This is a genomic window from Microbacterium oryzae, assembly GCF_009735645.1.
GTDB lineage: Bacteria > Actinomycetota > Actinomycetes > Actinomycetales > Microbacteriaceae > Microbacterium > Microbacterium oryzae.
The window spans coordinates 2480067-2495452 of the sequence record NZ_CP032550.1 but is presented as its reverse complement, the minus strand read 5'-3'; the positions used below and the strand labels follow the sequence as shown (position 1 = coordinate 2495452).

The following is a 15386-nucleotide window of genomic DNA, read 5'->3' as shown; positions in this document are numbered from 1 at the left end:
GACCCTACGGCCGAGCGCCGACATCCGTCAGTCGCGGATGAGCGAGAGCGTGGCCGCCTCGAGCGCGGTCTGCCGCGCGATCTCGTCCGCGTGCTCGACGCGCACCGTCTCGGCGATCGTGCGCCCCTCGTCGAAGGCCGAGACCACCCGCGGGTCGACATACGACGTGCGCGCCATGGTCGGGGTGTTCCCGAGGAAGGTCGCCACGTCGCGCATGGTGGCGGTGACGGCCTTCCGCTTCTTCGTGGCGCTCGCGCGCTCATCCAGCTCGAGCGAGCGCTCGGCCAGCTTGGTCGCGGCCAGCACCGTCGCGTGCCAGGTGCGGAAGTCCTTCGCGGTGGCGTTCGCTCCGGTCGACGCGCGCACGTAGTCGTTGACGAGGGTCGCCGTGAGGCGTCGCCACCCCGTCGCATCCCGATAGGCGAGCAGCGCCGGCTCCCCGTCGCGGCGCCGGCGCATGGTCTCGATGGCGGCGACCACGCCGGGGTCGGCGATCTCGATGCGGTGGTTCACACCCGACTTGCCGCGGAAGCGGAACACCAGCGCATCGCCCGTTCGCCGCACGTGCGCACGCTCGAGCGTGGTGAGCCCGAAGCTCCCGTTCTTGTCGGCGTAGACGTCGTCGCCGATGCGGAAGCAGCCGATGTCGAGCATTCGCACCGCGGCCGCGCAGGCGCGGTTCACCGGCATGCCGTCCAGCGCGAGCTCGCCGAGGATGGCCGGACGCGCGAGCCCGAGGGCGGCGCCGAAGTCGAGCACCCGGTCGAACTTGAGCGCATCCCGACGCGCGCGCCACTGCGGGTGGTACAGGTACTGCCGACGTCCGGCGTCGTCCGTTCCCACCGCCTGCAGGTGCCCGTTCGGATAGGGCGTGATCCACACGTCCTTCCAGGCGGGCGGGATGACCAGGGCCTTGATCCGCTCGATCGCCTCATCCGGCAGCCGCTCGCCGTTCTCGTCGAGGTAGGTGAAGCCGCTGCCTGAGCGTCGGCGTGTCCAGCCGCGGTCCTGAGGAGAGGTGCGGCGGAGGCGGGGCATGCGGCGAGTCTGCCTGCCGAGGCTCGCGCACGGCAGGCCTTGACACGAGGTGGAGCAGGACGGAGAGAGACTGGAGGAGTGACGCCCCGTTCCTCCCTGAGCAGCTCGATGGCACTGGTCCTCGGGTCCTGCGTCTCGCTGCAGTTCGGGGCCACGCTCGCCGTGCAGCTGTTCCCCGCGCTGGGTTCGTGGGGCGTGAGCGCCCTGCGGCTGACGATTGCCGCCCTCGTGCTGCTCGTCGCGGTCCGGCCGCGCGTGCGCGGATGGAACCGCGGCCAGTGGCTCGCGGTGATCGCGTTCGGCCTGTCGCTCACCGGGATGAACGGCTTCTTCTACGCCGCGCTCGAGCGGATCCCGCTCGGCACGGCCGTCGCGATCGAATTCCTCGGACCGCTCGTGCTCGCCGCCGTCCTCACCCGTCGCCTTCTGGACTTCGCGTGGGTGGCGCTCGCGCTGGTCGGCATGGCGCTGCTGGGCGTGGACAGCGCCCTCGGCGTCGCGCTGGACGGGGTCGGCGTCGTCTTGACGCTCATCGCCGCGGCGTTCTGGGCGCTGTACATCCGCGCGAGCGCCCGCGTCGGTCAGCTCGTTCCGGGGATGGGCGGACTCGCCGTCGCGCTCGTCGTCGCGTCGGTCGCGCTGCTGCCCTTCGGCGTGCCGGCTGCCGCGGCCGCGTTCGCCGAGCCCCACCTCCTCGCACTGGCCGCGGGGACGGCGCTGCTGGCCTCGGTCGTGCCCTACACGCTCGAGCTCCTGGCCCTCCGGCGCCTGCCGCAGCGAGTGTTCGGGGTGCTGCTCAGCCTCGAGCCGGTCGTCGCGGCCGCGGCCGGATGGCTGCTGCTGAGTCAGGAGATGAGCGCACTGCGCATCGCGGCGGTCGCGCTCGTGGTCGCCGCGAGCATCGGCACCGCCCTCGCCGCGCGCAAGGCGAGCGAGGACGCGCCGGGAGCCGCCCTCACCGGCGAGATCCCGGTGATCCGCGACTGATTCCGACCGCGCTGACTCGGATGCCGGCGGGGGCTACGCGCCGAGGAAGGTGGTCGGGTCGAACTCGTCGATCGGGATGACCCGCAGACGCGGCAGCTGCGCGTCGAAGACGGCCGCGTCGTACTCGAGGTCGAAGCGGTGCAGGCCCGGGAGCGCGGCGTAGCCGGCGTTGCGGAACTCGTTGAACGCGACGACGCCCACCCGCCGGTCGCCGCCGATCAGCGCCGCGACGTCGTCGAGGAAGTCGCCGTCGTGGCTGACGAGCATCACGTCGTCGTCGCGCCCGACGAGCGCCTGCAGCGTGCGCTGGATGGCGATGTCGACGACCTTCTCGTCCGGCGCGCCGGAGAGGAGGACCACCTCGTAGTCCATCGCCTTCAGCGCCTGCACGAAGCTCTGCGGGATGGTCTGGGATGCGTTGATGAAGAAGACGCCGCGGGAGGACTGGTTCCACTGCCGGGCGGCGAACGACATCAGCCGGTCCCACCGGGGGCGCTCCTCGGGCTGCGGGCGGCGGCCGATGATCGACGTCCCGAGCGTCGCGTCGATGTTCTCGCCGTCGACGAGCACCCAGGTCGTACCGCTTCCGCGCATCTCGCGCCTCCCCGTCCGGCGCCGTCCTGCGATGGCCGGGCCTTCCTCGATCCTACGAGGCGCCGCGGGCGACTACTCGCACACGGCGGAGAGCGCGGCCTTCGCCTGCTCGATGGCGGCGATGCTCTCGGGCGCGGACAGATCCGAGATGCCGGCCAGCCCGGCGGACTGCGTGCGGATGAGCTCGCCGACCTGTCCCCCGACGTCGTCGGCCAGGTCGTCGAGCGTCTGCACGAGCGAGTCGCGTGCGACGCCGAGCTGCTCCTGCGTCACGCCGACCTGGTCGACCGTCTGCCGGTACTGCCCGTACGCGTCATCCGCCGTCGCGCAGATCTCCTCGACCGGGACGCCGAGCGCGTCCGCCGCGACGTGCGACGCCTGGGCGCAGCCCGCCAGGGCCGACAGCAGACCGACGGCGAGCAGCGGCACGAGGACGGGTCGACGCATGCCACGACGGTACCGGCCGGTCCTGGGAGACCGGCCCCGGCCATCCGCCGACCCCTGCCCGTCAGGGCACCCGGTGCCCGGCCGCCCTCGTCAGCTCGTACCACTCGGCGCGGGTGAGCGGGATGTCGCTGCCTGCCGCGGCGGCGACCACCCGCTCGGGCGTCGTCGTCCCCAGCACGACCTGCATGCCGGCCGGGTGACGCGTGATCCACGCCGTGGCGATGGCCATCGCCTCCACCTCGTACTGCGCCGCGAGTCGGTCGATGACCGCGTTGAGCTCCGGATAGTCCGACGAGCCGAGGAAGACGCCCGTGAAGAAGCCGGACTGGAACGGCGACCACGCCTGGAGGGTGATGTCGTTGATCCGGCTGTACTCCACGAGACCGCCGCCGTCGAGCACCTGCGACTGCTCCACGCCGGCCATGTTGGCCGCGATCCCCTGCGCGATGATCGGCGCGTGCGTGATGGACAGCTGCACCTGGTTCGCGACGATCGGCTGTCGTACCGACGTGCGCAGCAGGTCGATCTGGCGCGGGGTGTGGTTGGAGACGCCGAACGCGCGCACCTTGCCGGCAGACTCCAGCTCGTCGAACGCGCGGGCCACCTCGTCGGGCTCGACCAGCGCGTCGGGGCGGTGCAGGAGGAGGACGTCGATGTAGTCCGTCTCGAGGGCGCGCAGGGAGCCCTCGACCGACTCGATGATGTGCTCGTAGGAGAAGTCGAAGTACGGGCCCTCGCGCACGATCCCGCACTTCGTCTGGATGGTGAGCTCCGCGCGCTCCGACGAGGAGAGCCGCATCGCCTCGGCGAACCGCCGCTCGCACTGGTGCGGCTCGGTGCCGTAGATGTCAGCGTGGTCGAAGAAGTCGATCCCGGCGCCGCGAGCGGTGTCGACGAGCTCGCGGATCTGCTCGTCGGTCTTGTCCGAGATGCGCATGAGGCCCGCGACGACGTTGGGAACCTGCTGGCCGGTGGGTCCGAGAGGGACGGTCCTCATCGAGTGTCCTTTCGATCGATGCCGACAGCGTCATCGGCGCTTCCCACGATAGGGCCGGCCGCCGACATCGCGGGCGGCCCGACATGCGCGGCTAACACGACCGAGCGCGCTCGACAAGGCCGCGACAGCCGCCGCCGCTCCTTCGTAGGCTGGCCATCCACGCGACCGGAAGGAACACGATGGCTGAGACCAAGAACGACACCGCGAACGCATCGAAGAGCACGACGCAGAAGAACCGCCGGCGCCCCGCGCGCGGCGGCAGCGGCGCCGACGTCACCAAGGAGCAGAACGCGGAGCACGGCTTCACCGCCTCGAAGGAGCTGAGCGAGCGCCTCCAGGCCGTGCTCGTCGACCTCATCGAGCTCTCGCTGCAGGGCAAGCAGGCGCACTGGAACGTCGTCGGGACGAACTTCCGCGACACGCACCTCCAGCTCGACGAGGTCATCGAGTCCGCTCGCGAGTTCTCCGACACCGTGGCCGAGCGGATGCGCGCGCTGCACGCGCTGCCCGACGGGCGCAGTGACACCGTCGCCGAGGGCACGACGCTGCCGGAGTTCCCGCAGGGCGAGATCGCCACGAGCGAGGTCATCGACCTCATCACCGAGCGCATCGACGCCGTCTGCCAGACGTGCCGCGACGTGCACGACGACGTGGACGAGGAGGACCCGACCACCGCGGACATCCTCCACGCCGTCCTCGAGCGCCTCGAGCAGCTGTCCTGGATGGTCAGCGCCGAGAACCGCACGCCCCGCTCGCGCTGATTCAGCGAGAGCGCTTCACCACTACGCGCTCGACGCTCGCCGTGCCGACCTCGACCCCGGACCATCCGTCTGCGGGCAGGTCGAGCACGGCGAGCGTCGTCGTGGGGTAGCTGAGCGGCACGCGCTCGCGGTCCGCCGACAGCACCGCCACCAGATCGTGGATGCCCGGATTGTGGCCGACGACCAGCACCGTCTCCGCGTCGCCACCGCGCTCGCGCACCACCTGCAGGAGCCGCCGCGCGGACGCCGCATAGGCGTCCTCCTCGAACTGCGCGTCCAGAGCGGTCGGCAGCTCCGATGCGAGCTGCTCCCACGTCTGCCTCGTGCGGCGCGCCACGGAGACGAGCGCGACATCCGGCGTCAGGTCGTGGGCGGCGATGTAGGCGCCCAGTTCTCGAGCGGCCGCGGCGCCCTGCGCCGTCACCGGCCGCTCGAGGTCGTCGACGCCATCCGGCCAGTCCGCTGTCGCGTGGCGGACGAGCAGCAGGCGGACCATCAGTCCCGCGGCTCGTCTTCGCGTGACTGGTCTTCACCCGGCTGCCCGAACCCGGGTCGCACCGCCGCATCGTCACGGACGTCGATGCGGGTGACGCCGTCGCGATGGGTGACGTCGATGCGCGGCTTCGCGTCCTCCTCCGTCGCCTCGGGGGCGGACGTCAGCTGATCGCGGCGCTTCTCCTCGTCGCTCATGTCGTGCAGTCCCATGGGTCCTCCTCGGCGCTCTTCCTCCGGCGACCATATTCCATCCACCGCATCCCGATCTGCCCCTTGCGCGGGGGCGCTCGGGTAGCACCGGTCGTGCTCCGCCACAAGGCGGATGCGAATGGCACGACGCCGTGCCTATGGTGGAAGAGCGGTCGAGGTGGACCGCTGCGCCGCGTTGCGAGAAGCACCGTCGGCCGAGTAGAGGAGATGCAGTCATGACCATCGCGGATCACGGCACGCGCACGACCTGGTGCCCGGTTGCGGGCGGCCTTCAGGTGGCGAACCGGGGCGGAGCGTTCATGGGTTTCATCGAGAAGCTGCCGGGAGGCGGGTTCGCCGCCTTCGACGCGCACTCCGAGCGCATCGCGGACTTCGCCGAGCTGGCCGAAGCGCGCGCCGCTGTCGAATCCGGCCGACGGGCGTCCGATCAGTCGTAGAGAGGACGTTCGGAGACGATCACGTCATCCGTCATCGGGATGGGGCCCATGATCGATGGGCTCCCGTCCTCGATGAGCACGGGACTTCCCGCAGCCTCGAGGGCGGCGACGTCGAGCTCGACGGCCACCAGCGGCAGCGAGCTGTCGGCGAATTCGCTCGCCACGACGTCGTCGACACGGTCCTCGGTCGTCGCGTGGATGAAGCCGGCCTCCTCCAACGGGATCCCCCGCGTCGACACGCGGTACATGCCGGGTGCCCGGCTCAGCTCCCAGTCGTCCTCGACGGCGATGTGGAAGACGACGTCGTAGCGCTCGTCGCTGTCGGTCATGCTCGCTCCTCGGATCGTGTGGCTTCGGCACGAAGCGGGGACGATCCCGAAGGATCGCCCCCGCTGGTCCCCGCGGCGCCCGTCGCGGATGCTCGGGTCAGGGCAGGTCTTCCACGTCGACGGAGTCCGCGTCCTGGGTCTGGCCGTCGCCTTCGTCCGGTCCGCTGAGGGGGCCCCGAACGGCATCCGGCGGCACCTCGCCATCGCTCGAGCCGAGGCCTGCGGGACCGTCGGGCAGACGCTCCGGGGATCCCTGCGCGTTCTCCTGTGCCAGCTTGTCGTTGTCGGGTTCGTTCTGCATGGGGCGAGCCTTCTCCTCGACGCCGCGAGCGACGAGGGGATTGACAGATGCGCTCGCTGGGTTCTCTGAGCGGATGGTCTGGGCCCGGCGAGGAGGATCGGGTGCGTCACGCGCGTGGTGCGGTAAGCAATGCGCTTCATGTCGATGTCTTTCGTGTTCGGTTGGGGAAGCACGTCTCGTGCACAGATTCCCTCACGCGGCGTGTCTTCTTCGAGTTCTCCCCCGCCGCTCGATTTTCGATTCTCAGGGCCGGGAATGTCCGTGGTCGCTCCTATCGTGAGGGCATGGTCGAAGACGCCAGCCCGGTCACGCGATCCGCTCCCACCGCTTTGGTGGGAGGGGCCGCGAAGCTGCTGGACGGGGTCTTCGGGCTGGTCGAACAGGTCCCCGACGCGGAGTTGGTGGCGCTGACGGGGCGCGTCGAGCAGCTCGGCCGGCTGGTCGACGCCGTGCGGATTCGAACCGCGGGAGAGGTCACCCGGCGTTCGCGGCGCGGGTTGGAGCATCCACTGTCGGAGGCGTTCGGGTGCCGCACCGGGCGAGAGCTCCTCGAACGCCTGACCGGAGCGCCCAGCGCGTCGCTCGGCGTCCGAACTCGGACCGATGAGCGCACGCGCGACCGGGAGTCCGCGACCGGGTTGCCGTTGCCCGCTGAACGGCCGCTGCTGGCCGCGGCGCTGGAAGCGGGACTCCTCGGGGCGGAGCCGGCGGCACTGCTGCTGAAGGCGATGGACACCGCCGCACGCGCCCTGCCGGCGAACGAGCGGAACAGGGTCGACACGATGGAACGCCACCTCATCGGGATCGCCACCGGCGCCATCGCCTCCGACCTCGAGGATGCGGTGCTGCCGCCGGCACTCGCAGGCGCCGCTGCCGCAACCGCGGAAGGGGTGCTGGCGGTGCCGCCCTGGAGCGTGGTGAAAGCGCACGCTGACGCGTGGGTCGATGTCCTCACCGCCGATGGGTTCGACCCGGACCACGATCATGATCAGTCCTTCCGGGCGCGCGGCCTGACGGTGACCGAACTTCCCAATGGCAACTTCCGGGCGAACGGGATCCTCGTCCCCGAAGCCGGCGCCCTGTTGCAGATGCTCCTCGCCGCGCACACCAATCCCGCTCGGAATGTCGCCTTCGCAAGCGGCCCGTCCAGCGAGTCGAGAGGAGCACCCGACGGCGGTGATCTCATCGAGGGAACTGCCCCCGAGGATCAGGGCGACGCACCCTGGGCATCGGACGAGATCGTCCACGACCCCCGCACCGCGACTCAGAAACGCCATGACGCGCTCATGGCGATGCTGCAGGCGGCCTCTCGCGCAGCCGAGACTCCCACGCTCGGCGGCGCTGCCCCCACCGTGATGGTTCACGTCACGCAGCAGGACCTTGCGTCCGCCCCATCCGACGACGGGCCCGTGGGGGACGAGGAGCCATGGCCGCCGGCGCCGCCGAGTCGCTCCGGCCACGGCATCGCGCATCTCGACGGGGCCTCCCGGGCGGTGCCGGTGTCCGTGGCCCGGCGGACCGGGTGCAGCGGCGACATTCTCCGAGCAGTCTTCAGCCCCAGAGGGAAGCTGCTGTCCCTCACCAGCGTGCAGCGCATCTTCACCGCCACCCAGCGGAAAGCGATCGTCGCCCGAGACGGCGGTTGCATCATCCCCGGATGCACGATCCCCGCCGCATGGTGCGAGATCCACCACGTCCAGGACCACGCCCTCGGCGGCGCGACCAACACCGACAACGGGGTCCTGCTGTGCTGGTGGCACCACCACCACCTCGATCACTCCGGATGGGACATCCAGATGCGAAACGGCACCCCCTACGTCGCCGCCCCGAACTGGATCGACCGACACCACCGCCACCGGCCCGCGCCGACCTCCACCACCCGACTCCACGCGAAGATCCGGCAGCGGATATGACCCTGCAGCCAGCGCCGCAGGGGTGCCAGCGCCGCAGGGGTGCCAGCGCCGGCACCGCGCGGGGGTCAGCGACGGATGGGAGTCTCCGAGATGACGACCTCGGGAATCATGGGGATGGGCGCCCGGACGCGCGGCTCGCCGTTGACCCACTCCACGGCGGCGCCCGCAGCCTCGAGGCCTGCCACACTCAGCGCGATGTCGAGAAGGGGCAGCGAGATGTCGGCGTACCGGGCGCTCACCACGTCGGGCACGCGCTCCGCGACAACGGCGTGGACGAACCCGATATCGTCGAACGGGACGCCTCGCGTGGAGACCTCGTACTCGCCGAAGACCCGGCTCATCTCCCAGTCGTCCTCGATCGCGACGTGGTGGATCTCAGCCGCCATTACTCAGCACCTCCCGTAAATGAAACGATGTCGTAGCTTTGCCCTATGATAGTCACCATGACGGGGAAGCGGGGTAGGCCGACGGCCGAGGAGCGCGAGGAACGCCACCAGCGGGTGCTCGGCGTGATCTCACGAGTGATTGTGGAAGAGGGCTACGGCGCCCTCTCGTTCGACCGAGTCGCGGGTGAAGCCCGAGTGGCGAAGCGCACGCTCTACTCCGACTTCGAGTGCCGAGCGGGCATGCTGCGCGCGGCCGTCCGCCGTCAGCACGCCTATCTCGACGCGGCGCCGGGGTCCGCGGAAGACGTGCTCGCGGCGGCGATCGCCGTGGCGACGTCGCTGCTGCGCGAGGAGGCCGTCGCGTTCCAGCGGGCGGTCATCTCGGCCGCGCCGCTTCACCCGCAGATGGCGACGGAGTTCTACGCGTCCGGTCCGCGCGCGGCGCAGCTGTTCCTCGCGGAGCGGATGCCGCACGAGACCGCGGGCGAGCGCGAGGACGCGGCCGAGACCCTGCTGTCCCTGATGTTCGGCGAGTACTACCGGCGGCGCCTCATCGGCATCACGCCGGCGCCGACGCCCGAGGAGATCCGCATGCGGGCAGAGCGCGCGGTCCGCCTCGCCCTCGACGGTCAGCCGGTGGCGTCCGGCCGACGGCAGCTCGTCGACGCCGGCTGACCCCGCCTCAGGAAGACCTCAGGAAGACGGCGGCAGGCAGCGGATGGCCCGGACCTCGCCTTCCAGGGACACCTGCCCCGCGCCATGCGGCACGAGCACCGTGGCGCCCCGCGTGAGCGGGAGCTCGCCGTCGTCCCAGCGCAGGGTGCCCTCGCCCTCGAGCACGACGAGCACCGCGAACGCGGCATCGAGGGTGGCACGCCCTTCGACGAGTTCCGCGCGAAAGGCCTCGTCGGCCTCGGTCGGCAGCAGCGGGCCCGCGGACGCGCGTCCGTGCAGCGCGTCGAGCCGGGCTGCATCCAGGCGCGTGAGCGGCACGGCGTCGAGGGCGCTGGCGAGCGGCAGCCCGAGCAGCGCAGACGCGCGATCGAGCGCGGGGAACGGCGCATACTCGAGCACGATCGACAGATCGACCGGCTCCTGCAGCTCGACCAGCGTGATGTCGGGCCCGATGGCGTGGACCGTCCCCGCCGGCACGTACACCCAGTCGCCCGCGCGCACCTCGACGTGGTTCAGCGCCTCGCGCAGCGCATCGATGTCCTGACGCTCGAACCAGTCCTCGAGCTGGTCGCGCGCGACGTCCCGCGCGAAGCCGAGCCAGACGTCGCCCGTCGGGGCGTCGCCGGTGTCCACGATCAGCCACGCCTCGGTCTTGCCGTAGTGGGTGCCGAAGTGCGCGGCGGCGAACTCCGCGTCGGGATGCACGTGCGTGAAGAGCCGCTCCCCCGTGCTCAGCAGCTTGACGAGAAGACCCGTATCGGTGCCGAGCCGCGGCGGATGGCCGGGCCCCAGCCATCCGGTCGGGTCGCCGGCGACGGCATCCCGCAGGAGCCGGCCATCCGGCAGCGTGCTCAGACCGATCGAGTCGCTGCCGTGGATGCAGGTGGTCGACCCGACGAAGTCCTCCGGCGTCCACCCGCTGGTGGAGCCCTCGCCCCGGAGAGCCCGGATGCCGGCGCCGCCGCGGTACGGACGCGCCTCCGGCTGGTTCGGACCGAGCAGAAGGGGTGCGATCGTGCTCCGGGCCGTCGTCATGCCGCCAGTCTTGCGTTCGCACCAGATCGACTGAACGCCCTTGACATCGCGCCCCCACCCCGCGCGCCCCAATCCGCTGCGCTCCCCGCCTCGAAGAGGTGGCAGCGGAGAAGGGAAACGCACTCATGTCACTCGCCATCATCGGGTTCCTCGGGGGACTCATCACGGGGATCTCCCCGTGCATCCTCCCCGTGCTGCCCGTCATCTTCCTCACCGGCGGCGCGCAGTCCGCCCGGAGTCAGGGCGACCAGCCCACCGAGGGCGTGTCGCGCTGGCGCCCGTACCTCGTGGTGCTCGGCCTCATGACGAGCTTCACCCTCGTGACGCTCCTCGGCTCGCTCGCGCTCGGCGCACTGGGCCTGCCGCAGGACGTGATCCGCTGGATCGGCATCGCGCTCCTCGCCCTCATCGGCGTCGGCCTCCTCATCCCCGCGGTCGAGCGCCTTCTGGAGAAGCCGTTCTCCTGGCTGCCGCAGCGCGAGGTGTCGAACCGCCGCAACGGCTTCGCGGTGGGTCTCGCACTCGGCACCGTGTTCGTGCCCTGCGCCGGGCCGGTGCTCGCCGCCATCATCGTCGCGGGCTCGACCGGCCGGATCGGACCCGAGACCGTGCTCCTCACCATCTCGTTCGCGATCGGCGTGGCCATCCCGCTGCTCGTGTTCGCCCTCGCCGGCCGCGGCGTCATCGAGCGGATCCGCGCCTTCCGCCGCCGCGAGCGCGGCCTGCGCATCGCGGCGGGCATCGCCATGCTCGCCCTCGCCGTCGGCCTCGTCTTCAACGTGCCGGCGGCGCTGCAGCGCCTCGTCCCCGATTACACCGCGAACCTGCAGCAGCAGCTCGCGGAGGACGAGGACGTGCAGGAGGCCCTCGACCTCGGCGGCATCGTCACCGACGAGAACCGCGAGCTCGATCAGTGCACGAACGGCGCCGACGAGCTGGAGTCGTGCGGCACCGCCCCCGCCATCCGCGGCATCGAGCAGTGGCTGAACACGCCGGATGGCCAGGGCCTCGATCTCGAGGATCTCCGCGGCCAGGTGGTCCTCATCGACTTCTGGGCCTACTCCTGCATCAACTGCCAGCGGAGCATCCCCCAGGTGGTCGCGTGGGACGAGGCCTACCGCAACGCGGGCCTGCAGGTGATCGGCGTGCACTCCCCCGAGTACGCGTTCGAGAAGGACGCCGGTAACGTGCGAGCGGGTGCGGCCGACTTCGGCATCGAGTACCCCGTCGCCCTCGACAACGACCTCGCCACCTGGACGAACTACCGGAACCGGTACTGGCCCGCCCACTACCTCATCGACGCCGAGGGCACGGTCCGGCACATCTCGTTCGGCGAGGGCAACTACGCCGCCACCGAGAAGATGATCCGCGAGCTCCTCGTCGATGCCGATCCCGAGGCCGACCTCCCCGACGCGACCGACGTGGACGACGAGACGCCGACCGACGCCGACCGGACGCCGGAGACGTTCCTCGGCTGGACGAAGGACGTCAACTACGCCGGCACGACGCCGTACACCGACGGCACCGCGGAATTCACGGTGCCGGACGACCAGCCCGCCGACTCGTTCGCGCTCGACGGACGATGGACGATCGACACGCAGTACGCGACGCCGGCCGACGAGCCCGCGACGATCCGGCTGAACTACTCCGCGAGCGAGGTGCGCATCGTCCTGGCCGGCGAGGGCGCCATCACCGCCACCGTGGACGGCGGCGACCCGGAGGTCATCGAGGTCGGCGGCACCCCGCGCTCCTACCAGCTCCGCGATGGCGACCCCGGCTCCGGAACCATCGAGGTCGAGGTCGACCCGGGGGTGGAGGTGTACTCCTTCACCTTCGGGTGACGCCCCCTGCGCAGACGAGAGCGGCGGATGGCCTGGGCCATCCGCCGCTCTCGTGTGTCGGTCGTGTGGGTCAGTCGGTCGGCATCGCGGCGATCGGGTCGCCGGTGGGGAGGCCGGTGGGAGAGCCGCCCTCCTGCTCGATCGTCACCGCGACGACGTCGCCCGGGGCGAGCTCGCCCTCGAGGAGGGTCGGCTCGTCCTCGCCGCCGTCGAAGACGCCCGCGGGAATCGGCTGGTCGCCACGGACCAGCCACAGCTCGTACTGGCGGCCGTCGTCGAGCTCGGGCGCCTCGTCCGCGAGCACGACGACCTCGCCCACCGAGTGCGACCAGTGCATCTCCAGCGTGCCGCCGCCGGGCAGCTCGCCCGCGAGCACCTGCGCGTCGTCGGCCTCGGCGATCTGCTCGAGTGCGACGACGGCATCCGACTCGCTCCGCAGCTGCGCGATGGTCACCGCTCCGACGCCGACGACCGCGAGACCCGCGATCGAGGCGGCCAGCGTGAACCAGCGGCGTCGGCCGAGGCGAGCGGATGGCGCGGGCGCGACAGCAGGACGGCCATCCGCCGGCGCTTCGGCGACCACGTCGGAAGCAGAAGGATCCGCGCCCGCTGGGGCCCGGCCATCCGCCGCCTGCGGCTGCTCGGCGATGCGCGCGAGGAGCGCGGCGCGCAGATGCGCGGGCGGGACCACCTCGGGCGTCGCGTCGGCCAGCAGCGCGGCGGTCTCCTCGTCGCGATCCGCGCGGTCGCGAAGTGCGGGATCCGCGGCGAGCGCGGCCGCGAGCCGGGCGGCGTCCTCCGGGCTCAGCGCGTGGAGGGCGCGGCCGGCGAGCAGCTCGTCCATGTCCTTCTCGGTCATGCCGGCACCCCCATCTGCGTCCTCAGGCGCGACAGTCCGTCGCGCATCCTCGTCTTCACCGTGCCCAGCGGCGTGGCCGTGAGCGCCGCGATCTCGCTCTGCGAGTATCCCCCGTAGTACGCGAGGGTCAGGGCTTCCCGCTGGTTCTCGGGAAGGGTGCGGAGCGCCTCCACGACGCGCCTCCCCTCCCACCGCAGCTCCACGTCCTCGGCGACCCCGTCGAAGGGCACACCCAGATCGCGGAAGCCCACCCGGACATCCCGGTCGGTGCTCGCCTGCGCGGATCGCACCCGGTCGACGGCCCGCCGGTGCGCGATGGTGAGGACCCATGTCCTCCCCTGCCCTCTCTTCGGAGCGAACCGCGCGGCGGATTGCCAGATCTCGAGGAACACCTCCTGCAGCACCTCCTCGCTCTGCGCGCGGTCGACGAGCACCCGCAGGATGAGGCCGAACACGCGGCCGGAGATCATGTCGTAGAGCTGCGCGAAGGCGCCCTGGTCGCCCGCGGCGATGCGCTCGAGGAGGTCGCCGACATGGTCGGCGGGGTCGTCGGCGAACTCATCCACCTCGACGCCGTCGATCACCATGTCCTCAAGCATGCCGCACGCACCTCCTCCTCTGTCTCCTCTTCGGTGTGCGGCGGCTTCCGGATGGATTTCGAGAATCTTCCAATCCGGTTCGCGGAGGAGCCCGAATACGTCCTGAAAGCCGAGAGGCAACGTCCCGTCACCGGGGCGATCACCGTTCAAGAGGAGAAGGCAATGTCCACGAAGAAGTCCACGTTCACCGGCGCCGCTGTCCTGTCGCTCGTCGCCGTCTTCGGCCTCACCGCCTGCAGCGGCGGCTCGACCATGTCGGAGGAGGAGCCCTCGAGCTCGTCCAGCGACTCCAGCACCATGACCGAGGAGTCGACCGCTCCCGAGGAGACGCCCGCGGAGACCGAGGACGGCATGATGGCCGACCCCGCCGCGAACCTCGTCGGCCCCGGCTGCGCCGACTACGCCGAGATGGTTCCGGATGGCCCGGGCTCGGTCGAGGGGATGTCCGCCGACCCCGTCGCGGTCGCCGCCTCGAACAACCCGCTGCTCACCACGCTCGTCTCGGCTGTCTCGGGCGAGTTGAACCCCGACGTGAACCTCGTCGACACGCTCAACGGCGACGAGTTCACGGTCTTCGCGCCCGTCGACGACGCGTTCGCGAAGATCGACCAGGCCACGATCGACACGCTCAGCACCGACGCCGACATGCTCACGTCGATCCTCACGTACCACGTCGTGCCCGGCCAGATCGCGCCGGATGACATCGACGGCATGCACACCACCGTGCAGGGCACCGACCTCGAGGTCACCGGCTCCGGCGATGAGCTCATGGTCAACGGCGCCAACGTGATTTGCGGCGGCGTCCAGACCGCCAACGCCACCGTGTACCTCGTCGACACGGTGCTCATGCCCGCGGAGTGACCCGCGCGGATGGATGAGGGGCGGTCGGGCATGAGCCCGGCCGCCCCTCCCTCATGTCCGGGTCCGCTCGGCCGGGGCAGGATGGTGGGGTGAGCTACCAGGTGGAGGAGACGACGTCCGAGCACCCGGCACGACGGGTGCGGCTGCACACGAACGCGCACTTCGCGGCGCTCGTGTCGGCGTTCGAGGAAGCCGTTCCCACCCTGTCCGACGCCGAGGCGCTCGCGCAGGTGTCGGGCGACTGGGCGGGCTTCATCCGCGGCCTGCAGTGGGAGTCGCCCAGCGGCTTCGTCCGCGTCGCGACCGCCCGGCCGAGCGACCTCCTGCAGCAGGCGGGGAGCACCGCGCTAAGCGTCGTGTGGCTCATCGCGCATCACGGGATCGCCGCGCGCCTGTTCCGCCACGACCCCGGCACCATGCTCTACTCGCCGCTGCGCGTCGAGGCGCACACCTCGCGCGAGCCCGGCACGACGCTGAGCTTCGAGGTGCCGAGCACCCAGCTCGCGGGCTTCGGCATCAACAAGGTCACCCAGGCCGGCGCCGAGCTCGATCGCGCGCTCGGTGACCTCCTCGAGGACCTGGGCCTGCCGCGCCCGGCCGCACTGCGCCGCTGAACCGGGC

The 15386-nt window shown here is 71.2% G+C and carries 20 protein-coding genes; 8 read left to right on the top strand and 12 right to left on the bottom strand.

All coding sequences use genetic code 11. The features are described 5' to 3' along the window. Positions 1-27: 27 nt before the first annotated feature. Positions 28-1038 (bottom strand): DNA topoisomerase IB, encoded by a 1011-nt coding sequence (locus D7D94_RS11690; protein ID WP_156242768.1) that lies wholly within the window; start codon positions 1036-1038, stop codon positions 28-30. Between the two features lie 108 nt (positions 1039-1146). Here D7D94_RS11690 and D7D94_RS11685 point away from each other — a divergent pair, with 108 nt between their 5' ends. Next, positions 1147-2025, top strand: coding sequence for an EamA family transporter (locus D7D94_RS11685; RefSeq protein WP_156242767.1), 879 nt, complete (start codon positions 1147-1149; stop codon positions 2023-2025). A 33-nt stretch (positions 2026-2058) separates the two neighbouring features. On the opposite strand, the gene D7D94_RS11680 is transcribed toward D7D94_RS11685, so the two are convergent. The 3 genes from D7D94_RS11680 to D7D94_RS11670 form a co-directional block, all read right to left on the bottom strand. Continuing rightward, a complete protein-coding gene (locus D7D94_RS11680; protein ID WP_156242766.1) occupies positions 2059-2619 on the bottom strand; it encodes an NYN domain-containing protein in 561 nt (186 codons plus the stop codon). A 72-nt stretch (positions 2620-2691) separates the two neighbouring features. Further along, complete coding sequence (locus tag D7D94_RS11675) at positions 2692-3066, bottom strand: hypothetical protein (protein WP_156242765.1); 375 nt, start codon at positions 3064-3066, stop codon at positions 2692-2694. A gap of 61 nt (positions 3067-3127) precedes the next feature. Then, complete coding sequence (locus tag D7D94_RS11670) at positions 3128-4063, bottom strand: aldo/keto reductase (protein WP_156242764.1); 936 nt, start codon at positions 4061-4063, stop codon at positions 3128-3130. A gap of 179 nt (positions 4064-4242) precedes the next feature. Here D7D94_RS11670 and D7D94_RS11665 point away from each other — a divergent pair, with 179 nt between their 5' ends. After that, on the top strand, positions 4243-4824 hold the full coding sequence (locus D7D94_RS11665) for a Dps family protein (protein ID WP_156242763.1): 582 nt from the start codon (positions 4243-4245) through the stop codon (positions 4822-4824). A 1-nt stretch (position 4825) separates the two neighbouring features. On the opposite strand, the gene D7D94_RS11660 is transcribed toward D7D94_RS11665, so the two are convergent. Together D7D94_RS11660 and D7D94_RS11655 are read right to left on the bottom strand one after the other, a co-directional pair. Next, entirely contained in the window at positions 4826-5320 is a 495-nt protein-coding gene (locus D7D94_RS11660; RefSeq protein ID WP_156242762.1) for a SixA phosphatase family protein, read from the bottom strand. Then, entirely contained in the window at positions 5320-5529 is a 210-nt protein-coding gene (locus D7D94_RS11655; protein ID WP_246171786.1) for a multidrug transporter, read from the bottom strand. The genes D7D94_RS11660 and D7D94_RS11655 overlap by 1 nt, the downstream gene beginning before the upstream one ends. Positions 5530-5744: 215 nt before the next feature. Between D7D94_RS11655 and D7D94_RS11650 the strand changes: the two genes are divergently transcribed. Continuing rightward, positions 5745-5966, top strand: a complete 222-nt coding sequence (locus tag D7D94_RS11650) for a hypothetical protein (protein ID WP_156242761.1) — start codon at positions 5745-5747, stop codon at positions 5964-5966. Here D7D94_RS11650 and D7D94_RS14305 read toward each other — a convergent pair. Together D7D94_RS14305 and D7D94_RS14300 are read right to left on the bottom strand one after the other, a co-directional pair. Beyond that, positions 5957-6295, bottom strand: coding sequence for a DUF952 domain-containing protein (locus D7D94_RS14305; protein ID WP_173024320.1), 339 nt, complete (start codon positions 6293-6295; stop codon positions 5957-5959). The two genes, D7D94_RS11650 and D7D94_RS14305, sit on opposite strands and share 10 nt — an antisense overlap. A gap of 97 nt (positions 6296-6392) precedes the next feature. Beyond that, on the bottom strand, positions 6393-6596 hold the full coding sequence (locus tag D7D94_RS14300; protein WP_173024319.1) for a hypothetical protein: 204 nt from the start codon (positions 6594-6596) through the stop codon (positions 6393-6395). A gap of 284 nt (positions 6597-6880) precedes the next feature. Between D7D94_RS14300 and D7D94_RS11640 the strand changes: the two genes are divergently transcribed. Further along, entirely contained in the window at positions 6881-8509 is a 1629-nt protein-coding gene (locus tag D7D94_RS11640) for an HNH endonuclease signature motif containing protein (protein WP_173024318.1), read from the top strand. Positions 8510-8574: 65 nt separating this feature from the next. On the opposite strand, the gene D7D94_RS11635 is transcribed toward D7D94_RS11640, so the two are convergent. Then, positions 8575-8895 carry a DUF952 domain-containing protein gene (locus tag D7D94_RS11635; RefSeq protein WP_156242759.1) on the bottom strand — a complete coding sequence of 107 codons (321 nt, stop codon included), beginning with the start codon at positions 8893-8895 and terminating at the stop codon, positions 8575-8577. 57 nt (positions 8896-8952) lie between these two features. On the opposite strand from D7D94_RS11635, the gene D7D94_RS11630 reads away from it, so the two are divergent. Then, complete coding sequence (locus tag D7D94_RS11630; RefSeq protein WP_173024317.1) at positions 8953-9570, top strand: TetR/AcrR family transcriptional regulator; 618 nt, start codon at positions 8953-8955, stop codon at positions 9568-9570. 18 nt (positions 9571-9588) lie between these two features. Here the strand turns inward: D7D94_RS11630 and D7D94_RS11625 are convergent, their stop codons facing one another. Continuing rightward, the gene (locus tag D7D94_RS11625) at positions 9589-10605 is read right to left on the bottom strand and encodes a class I mannose-6-phosphate isomerase (RefSeq protein ID WP_156242757.1); all 1017 of its coding nucleotides are present in this window, start codon (positions 10603-10605) and stop codon (positions 9589-9591) included. A 125-nt stretch (positions 10606-10730) separates the two neighbouring features. Here D7D94_RS11625 and D7D94_RS11620 point away from each other — a divergent pair, with 125 nt between their 5' ends. Further along, entirely contained in the window at positions 10731-12446 is a 1716-nt protein-coding gene (locus D7D94_RS11620; RefSeq protein WP_156242756.1) for a cytochrome c biogenesis protein DipZ, read from the top strand. 70 nt (positions 12447-12516) lie between these two features. Here the strand turns inward: D7D94_RS11620 and D7D94_RS11615 are convergent, their stop codons facing one another. Both D7D94_RS11615 and sigK read right to left on the bottom strand, forming a co-directional pair. Beyond that, positions 12517-13305, bottom strand: a complete 789-nt coding sequence (locus D7D94_RS11615; RefSeq protein ID WP_156242755.1) for an anti-sigma factor — start codon at positions 13303-13305, stop codon at positions 12517-12519. Next, positions 13302-13904 (bottom strand): ECF RNA polymerase sigma factor SigK, encoded by a 603-nt coding sequence (gene sigK, locus D7D94_RS11610; RefSeq protein ID WP_173024316.1) that lies wholly within the window; start codon positions 13902-13904, stop codon positions 13302-13304. The genes D7D94_RS11615 and sigK overlap by 4 nt, the downstream gene beginning before the upstream one ends. Positions 13905-14066: 162 nt before the next feature. On the opposite strand from sigK, the gene D7D94_RS11605 reads away from it, so the two are divergent. Both D7D94_RS11605 and D7D94_RS11600 read left to right on the top strand, forming a co-directional pair. Further along, positions 14067-14765, top strand: a complete 699-nt coding sequence (locus D7D94_RS11605; RefSeq protein ID WP_156242754.1) for a fasciclin domain-containing protein — start codon at positions 14067-14069, stop codon at positions 14763-14765. Positions 14766-14854: 89 nt separating this feature from the next. Continuing rightward, entirely contained in the window at positions 14855-15379 is a 525-nt protein-coding gene (locus D7D94_RS11600; protein ID WP_156242753.1) for a hypothetical protein, read from the top strand. Positions 15380-15386 lie beyond the last annotated feature (7 nt).

Excerpts from the sequence above, each read along its gene's own strand:
- D7D94_RS11670 (WP_156242764.1), bottom strand. The coding sequence starts at position 4,063 with ATGAGGACCGTCCCTCTCGGACCCACCGGCCAGCAGGTTCCCAACGTC.
- D7D94_RS11685 (WP_156242767.1), top strand. The coding sequence starts at position 1,147 with ATGGCACTGGTCCTCGGGTCCTGCGTCTCGCTGCAGTTCGGGGCCACG.
- D7D94_RS11690 (WP_156242768.1), bottom strand. The coding sequence starts at position 1,038 with ATGCCCCGCCTCCGCCGCACCTCTCCTCAGGACCGCGGCTGGACACGC.
- D7D94_RS11630 (WP_173024317.1), top strand. The coding sequence starts at position 8,953 with ATGACGGGGAAGCGGGGTAGGCCGACGGCCGAGGAGCGCGAGGAACGC.
- D7D94_RS14300 (WP_173024319.1), bottom strand. The coding sequence starts at position 6,596 with ATGCAGAACGAACCCGACAACGACAAGCTGGCACAGGAGAACGCGCAG.
- D7D94_RS11615 (WP_156242755.1), bottom strand. The coding sequence starts at position 13,305 with ATGACCGAGAAGGACATGGACGAGCTGCTCGCCGGCCGCGCCCTCCAC.
- D7D94_RS11655 (WP_246171786.1), bottom strand. The coding sequence starts at position 5,529 with ATGGGACTGCACGACATGAGCGACGAGGAGAAGCGCCGCGATCAGCTG.
- D7D94_RS11675 (WP_156242765.1), bottom strand. The coding sequence starts at position 3,066 with ATGCGTCGACCCGTCCTCGTGCCGCTGCTCGCCGTCGGTCTGCTGTCG.
- D7D94_RS14305 (WP_173024320.1), bottom strand. The coding sequence starts at position 6,295 with ATGACCGACAGCGACGAGCGCTACGACGTCGTCTTCCACATCGCCGTC.
- sigK (WP_173024316.1), bottom strand. The coding sequence starts at position 13,904 with ATGCTTGAGGACATGGTGATCGACGGCGTCGAGGTGGATGAGTTCGCC.
- D7D94_RS11650 (WP_156242761.1), top strand. The coding sequence starts at position 5,745 with ATGACCATCGCGGATCACGGCACGCGCACGACCTGGTGCCCGGTTGCG.
- D7D94_RS11620 (WP_156242756.1), top strand. The coding sequence starts at position 10,731 with ATGTCACTCGCCATCATCGGGTTCCTCGGGGGACTCATCACGGGGATC.
- D7D94_RS11665 (WP_156242763.1), top strand. The coding sequence starts at position 4,243 with ATGGCTGAGACCAAGAACGACACCGCGAACGCATCGAAGAGCACGACG.
- D7D94_RS11660 (WP_156242762.1), bottom strand. The coding sequence starts at position 5,320 with ATGGTCCGCCTGCTGCTCGTCCGCCACGCGACAGCGGACTGGCCGGAT.
- D7D94_RS11635 (WP_156242759.1), bottom strand. The coding sequence starts at position 8,895 with ATGGCGGCTGAGATCCACCACGTCGCGATCGAGGACGACTGGGAGATG.
- D7D94_RS11605 (WP_156242754.1), top strand. The coding sequence starts at position 14,067 with ATGTCCACGAAGAAGTCCACGTTCACCGGCGCCGCTGTCCTGTCGCTC.
- D7D94_RS11640 (WP_173024318.1), top strand. The coding sequence starts at position 6,881 with ATGGTCGAAGACGCCAGCCCGGTCACGCGATCCGCTCCCACCGCTTTG.
- D7D94_RS11625 (WP_156242757.1), bottom strand. The coding sequence starts at position 10,605 with ATGACGACGGCCCGGAGCACGATCGCACCCCTTCTGCTCGGTCCGAAC.
- D7D94_RS11680 (WP_156242766.1), bottom strand. The coding sequence starts at position 2,619 with ATGCGCGGAAGCGGTACGACCTGGGTGCTCGTCGACGGCGAGAACATC.